The sequence below is a fragment of the Rheinheimera aquimaris genome, assembly GCF_020531985.1.
In the GTDB taxonomy this organism is placed as follows: domain Bacteria; phylum Pseudomonadota; class Gammaproteobacteria; order Enterobacterales; family Alteromonadaceae; genus Alishewanella; species Alishewanella aquimaris.
Genome location: NZ_JAJAVQ010000011.1, coordinates 1 through 5,302, shown reverse-complemented (window position 1 = coordinate 5,302; position 5,302 = coordinate 1). Strand labels below are relative to the sequence as shown.

The following is a 5,302-nucleotide window of genomic DNA, read 5'->3' as shown; positions in this document are numbered from 1 at the left end:
GCCTGGCGGTGAACTACTCTCGCATAGCGAATGCTACACTACCATCGTCGCAGCTGCGTTTCACTTCTGAGTTCGGAATGGGTTCAGGTGGTTCCACAGCGCTATTGCCACCAGGCAAAAACGGTTTGTCTGTCTTTAACTTAGCAAGCTTGTAGTATGCACACTGTATTCTTTATACGCTGCTCTTTCTTAGCAGGCGTTAAAACATCTTTGGCGTTGTATGGTTAAGCCTCTCGGGCAATTAGTATGAGTTAGCTTAACGCCTCACAGCGCTTCCACACCTCACCTATCAACGTTGTGGTCTCCAACGACCCTTTAGTGGACTCAAAGTCCAAGGGATGACTCATCTTGTGGCCGGCTTCCCGCTTAGATGCTTTCAGCGGTTATCCGTTCCGAACGTAGCTACCGGGCAGTGCCATTGGCATGACAACCCGAACACCAGCGGTTCGTTCACTCCGGTCCTCTCGTACTAGGAGCAACTCCACTCAATCATCCAACGCCCACGGCAGATAGGGACCGAACTGTCTCACGACGTTCTAAACCCAGCTCGCGTACCACTTTAAATGGCGAACAGCCATACCCTTGGGACCGACTTCAGCCCCAGGATGTGATGAGCCGACATCGAGGTGCCAAACACCGCCGTCGATATGAACTCTTGGGCGGTATCAGCCTGTTATCCCCGGAGTACCTTTTATCCGTTGAGCGATGGCCCTTCCATACAGAACCACCGGATCACTATGACCTACTTTCGTACCTGCTCGACGTGTCTGTCTCGCAGTTAAGCTGGCTTCTACCATTACACTAACCGTACGATGTCCGACCGTACTTAGCCAACCTTCGTGCTCCTCCGTTACGCTTTAGGAGGAGACCGCCCCAGTCAAACTACCCACCAGACACTGTCCGCAATCCCGATTCAGGGACCTACGTTAGAACATCAAACATACAAGGGTGGTATTTCAAGGACGGCTCCACGATAACTGGCGTTACCGCTTCAAAGCCTCCCACCTATCCTACACATGTAGGGTCAATGTTCAGTGCCAAGCTATAGTAAAGGTTCACGGGGTCTTTCCGTCTAGCCGCGGGTATACGGCATCTTCACCGCAATTTCAATTTCACTGAGTCTCGGCTGGAGACAGCCTGGCCATCATTACACCATTCGTGCAGGTCGGAACTTACCCGACAAGGAATTTCGCTACCTTAGGACCGTTATAGTTACGGCCGCCGTTTACCGGGGCTTCGATCAAGAGCTTCGCTTGCGCTAACCCCATCAATTAACCTTCCGGCACCGGGCAGGTGTCACACCCTATACGTCCTCTTACGAGTTTGCAGAGTGCTGTGTTTTTAATAAACAGTTGCAGCCAGCTGGTCACTGCGACTCTTCACTGCTTACGGAGCAAGTCCTTCACAGCAAAGAGCGTACCTTCTCCCGAAGTTACGGTACTATTTTGCCTAGTTCCTTCAGCCGAGTTCTCTCAAGCGCCTTGGTATGCTCTACCTGACCACCTGTGTCGGTTTAGGGTACGGTCACCAATACCTGAAGCTTAGAGGCTTTTCCTGGAAGCATAGCGTTAGCAACTTCGTCACCGTGGTGACTCGTCTCGTATCTCAGTCTTAAGCATCCGGATTTTCCTAAACGCTCAACCTACATACTTTCACGCGGACTACCAACGCCGCGCTTGCCTAGCTTTCTCCGTCCCCCCATCGCAGTATTGGCCGGTACGGGAATATTAACCCGTTTCCCATCGACTACGCCTTTCAGCCTCGCCTTAGGGGCCGACTCACCCTACCCTGATTAGCATGGGATAGGAACCCTTGGTCTTTCGGCGGGGAAGTTTTTCACTCCCCTTATCGTTACTCATGTCAGCATTCGCACTTCTGATACCTCCAGCAACCCTCCCGGGTCACCTTCACAGGCTTACAGAACGCTCCTCTACCACTTGTGCAAGCACAAGTCCGCAGCTTCGGTGAATGATTTAGCCCCGTTACATCTTCCGCGCAGGCCGACTCGACTAGTGAGCTATTACGCTTTCTTTAAAGGGTGGCTGCTTCTAAGCCAACCTCCTAGCTGTCTATGCCTTCCCACATCGTTTTCCACTTAATCATTACTTTGGGACCTTAGCTGGCGGTCTGGGTTGTTTCCCTTTTCACGACGGACGTTAGCACCCGCCGTGTGTCTCCCGAGTAGTACTCATTGGTATTCGGAGTTTGCATGGGGTTGGTAAGTCGGGATGACCCCCTAGCCCAAACAGTGCTCTACCCCCAATGGTATTCGCTCGAGGCGCTACCTAAATAGCTTTCGAGGAGAACCAGATATCTCCGAGCTTGATTAGCCTTTCACTCCGATCCACAAGTCATCCCCATCTTTTTCAACAGATGTGGGTTCGGTCCTCCAGTTAGTGTTACCCAACCTTCAACCTGCTCATGGATAGATCGCCCGGTTTCGGGTCTACACCCTGCAACTATTCGCCCAGTTAAGACTCGGTTTCCCTACGGCTCCCCTATTCGGTTAACCTCGCTACAGAATGTAAGTCGCTGACCCATTATACAAAAGGTACGCAGTCACACCACGAAGGTGCTCCCACTGCTTGTACGTACACGGTTTCAGGTTCTATTTCACTCCCCTTACAGGGGTTCTTTTCGCCTTTCCCTCACGGTACTGGTTCACTATCGGTCAGTCAGGAGTATTTAGCCTTGGAGGATGGTCCCCCCATGTTCAAACAGGATACCACGTGTCCCGTCCTACTCGTTTTCACTAAAAAGGCGTTGTCGTGTACGGGGCTATCACCCTGTATCGCTCATATTTCCACATGATTCCACTAACACCAATCCAGCTTAAGGGCTAGTCCGCGTTCGCTCGCCGCTACTAACGGAATCTCGGTTGATTTCTTTTCCTCGGGGTACTTAGATGTTTCAGTTCTCCCGGTTTGCCTCCTTAACCTATGTATTCAGTTAAGGATAGTGAGTAAACTCACTGGGTTTCCCCATTCGGACATCTGCGGGTCTAACGCCTCTTACCGGCTTCCCACAGCTTTTCGCAGGTTAGTACGTCCTTCATCGCCTCTGACTGCCAAGGCATCCACCGTGTACGCTTAGTCACTTAACCATACAACCCAAAAATGTTTTTGTGTCGTACAGTGTGCTCGCGTCACAATCCTTCCGCTTGAGTTCGGAAGTATGCTTAGCTTGTTTTTTACTACTATCAGCTTGCCAAATTGTTAAAGAGCAGTTTGAGATTAAACTCAAATCAAATCATTCTCGTAAGAACAGTTTCATTTGAATTTCAACACACTAAAGGAATGGTGGAGTTAAGCGGGATCGAACCGCTGACCTCCTGCGTGCAAGGCAGGCGCTCTCCCAGCTGAGCTATAACCCCTCTTCTTACTTCTGTCTTTTACTTTATGCTGCGTTGTGCCGCCTCACTTGCTCAGTCATTGGCACCAGCCAACTCCTTCACGCGTTCGTTGCACGCCTTGCCTAAAGCAAAATTCATCGTAATAAGCTTTCTGACTAAGTCAATTTGATTCAGGCCAGGCGCTTTATTACGAAGCATACTTTCGTATGCGAGTAATGAAGCAACGCCGCATCAATCAAATTTGGTGGGTCTGAGTAGACTCGAACTACCGACCTCACCCTTATCAGGGGTGCGCTCTAACCACCTGAGCTACAGACCCAATCTGTACGTGTGCTCTATCTCATGCAATCAATCATCTGTGTGAACACTTATAACTTCATGTCACTTTAGGTAAGGAGGTGATCCAACCGCAGGTTCCCCTACGGTTACCTTGTTACGACTTCACCCCAGTCATGAATCACAAAGTGGTAAGCGCCCTCCCGAAGGTTAAGCTACCTACTTCTTTTGCAACCCACTCCCATGGTGTGACGGGCGGTGTGTACAAGGCCCGGGAACGTATTCACCGCAACATTCTGATTTGCGATTACTAGCGATTCCGACTTCATGGAGTCGAGTTGCAGACTCCAATCCGGACTACGATACGCTTTAAGAGATCCGCTCACTGTCGCCAGCTTGCCTCCCTCTGTACGTACCATTGTAGCACGTGTGTAGCCCTACTCGTAAGGGCCATGATGACTTGACGTCGTCCCCACCTTCCTCCGGTTTATCACCGGCAGTCTCCCTAGAGTTCCCACCATTACGTGCTGGCAACTAAGGATAAGGGTTGCGCTCGTTGCGGGACTTAACCCAACATTTCACAACACGAGCTGACGACAGCCATGCAGCACCTGTCTTAGCGTTCCCGAAGGCACAACTGCATCTCTGCAATCTTCGCTAGATGTCAAGAGTAGGTAAGGTTCTTCGCGTTGCGTCGAATTAAACCACATGCTCCACCGCTTGTGCGGGCCCCCGTCAATTCATTTGAGTTTTAATCTTGCGACCGTACTCCCCAGGCGGTCTACTTAGTGCGTTAGCTGCGCTACTCACAGTACAAGACCACGAACAGCTAGTAGACATCGTTTACGGCGTGGACTACCAGGGTATCTAATCCTGTTTGCTCCCCACGCTTTCGCACCTGAGCGTCAGTATTGTGCCAGGGGGCCGCCTTCGCCACTGGTATTCCTCCAAATCTCTACGCATTTCACCGCTACACTTGGAATTCTACCCCCCTCTCACATACTCTAGCGTGCCAGTTTTGAATGCAATTCCCAGGTTGAGCCCGGGGCTTTCACATCCAACTTAACACACCGCCTACGTGCGCTTTACGCCCAGTAATTCCGATTAACGCTTGCACCCTCCGTATTACCGCGGCTGCTGGCACGGAGTTAGCCGGTGCTTCTTCTGCGAGTAACGTCAAAATGCTGTGCTATTAACACAACACCCTTCCTCCTCGCTGAAAGTGCTTTACAACCCGAAGGCCTTCTTCACACACGCGGCATGGCTGGATCAGGCTTGCGCCCATTGTCCAATATTCCCCACTGCTGCCTCCCGTAGGAGTCTGGACCGTGTCTCAGTTCCAGTGTGGCTGATCATCCTCTCAAACCAGCTAGGGATCGTCGCCTTGGTGAGCCGTTACCCCACCAACTAGCTAATCCCATATAGGTGCATCCGATAGCATGTGGCCCGAAGGTCCCACACTTTGGTCCGTAGACATTATGCGGTATTAACAGTCGTTTCCAACTGGTATCCCCCTCTATCGGGCAGCTCCCTATACATTACTCACCCGTCCGCCGCTAAATCAGGTAGCAAGCTACCCTCATTCGCTCGACTTGCATGTGTTAGGCCTGCCGCCAGCGTTCAATCTGAGCCATGATCAAACTCTTCAATTAAAAGTGTTTGCTGCCCCTAAGG

Annotated in this window: 2 tRNA genes and 3 rRNA genes; all 5 read right to left on the bottom strand. The window is 51.2% G+C overall.

The features are described 5' to 3' along the window. Nucleotides 1-115: ribosomal RNA gene (rrf, locus tag LHL18_RS19545) — 5S ribosomal RNA — on the bottom strand. A 105-nt stretch (nt 116-220) separates the two neighbouring features. Then, nucleotides 221-3,103 (bottom strand): 23S ribosomal RNA (locus LHL18_RS19540). Nucleotides 3,104-3,297: 194 nt separating this feature from the next. Next, nucleotides 3,298-3,373, bottom strand: a tRNA-Ala gene (locus tag LHL18_RS19535). A 221-nt stretch (nt 3,374-3,594) separates the two neighbouring features. Further along, a tRNA-Ile gene (locus LHL18_RS19530) sits at nt 3,595-3,671 on the bottom strand. Nucleotides 3,672-3,743: 72 nt separating this feature from the next. Further along, nucleotides 3,744-5,280 (bottom strand): 16S ribosomal RNA (locus LHL18_RS19525). The 16S, 23S and 5S rRNA genes sit together here with 2 tRNA genes alongside, the layout of an rRNA operon. Nucleotides 5,281-5,302 lie beyond the last annotated feature (22 nt).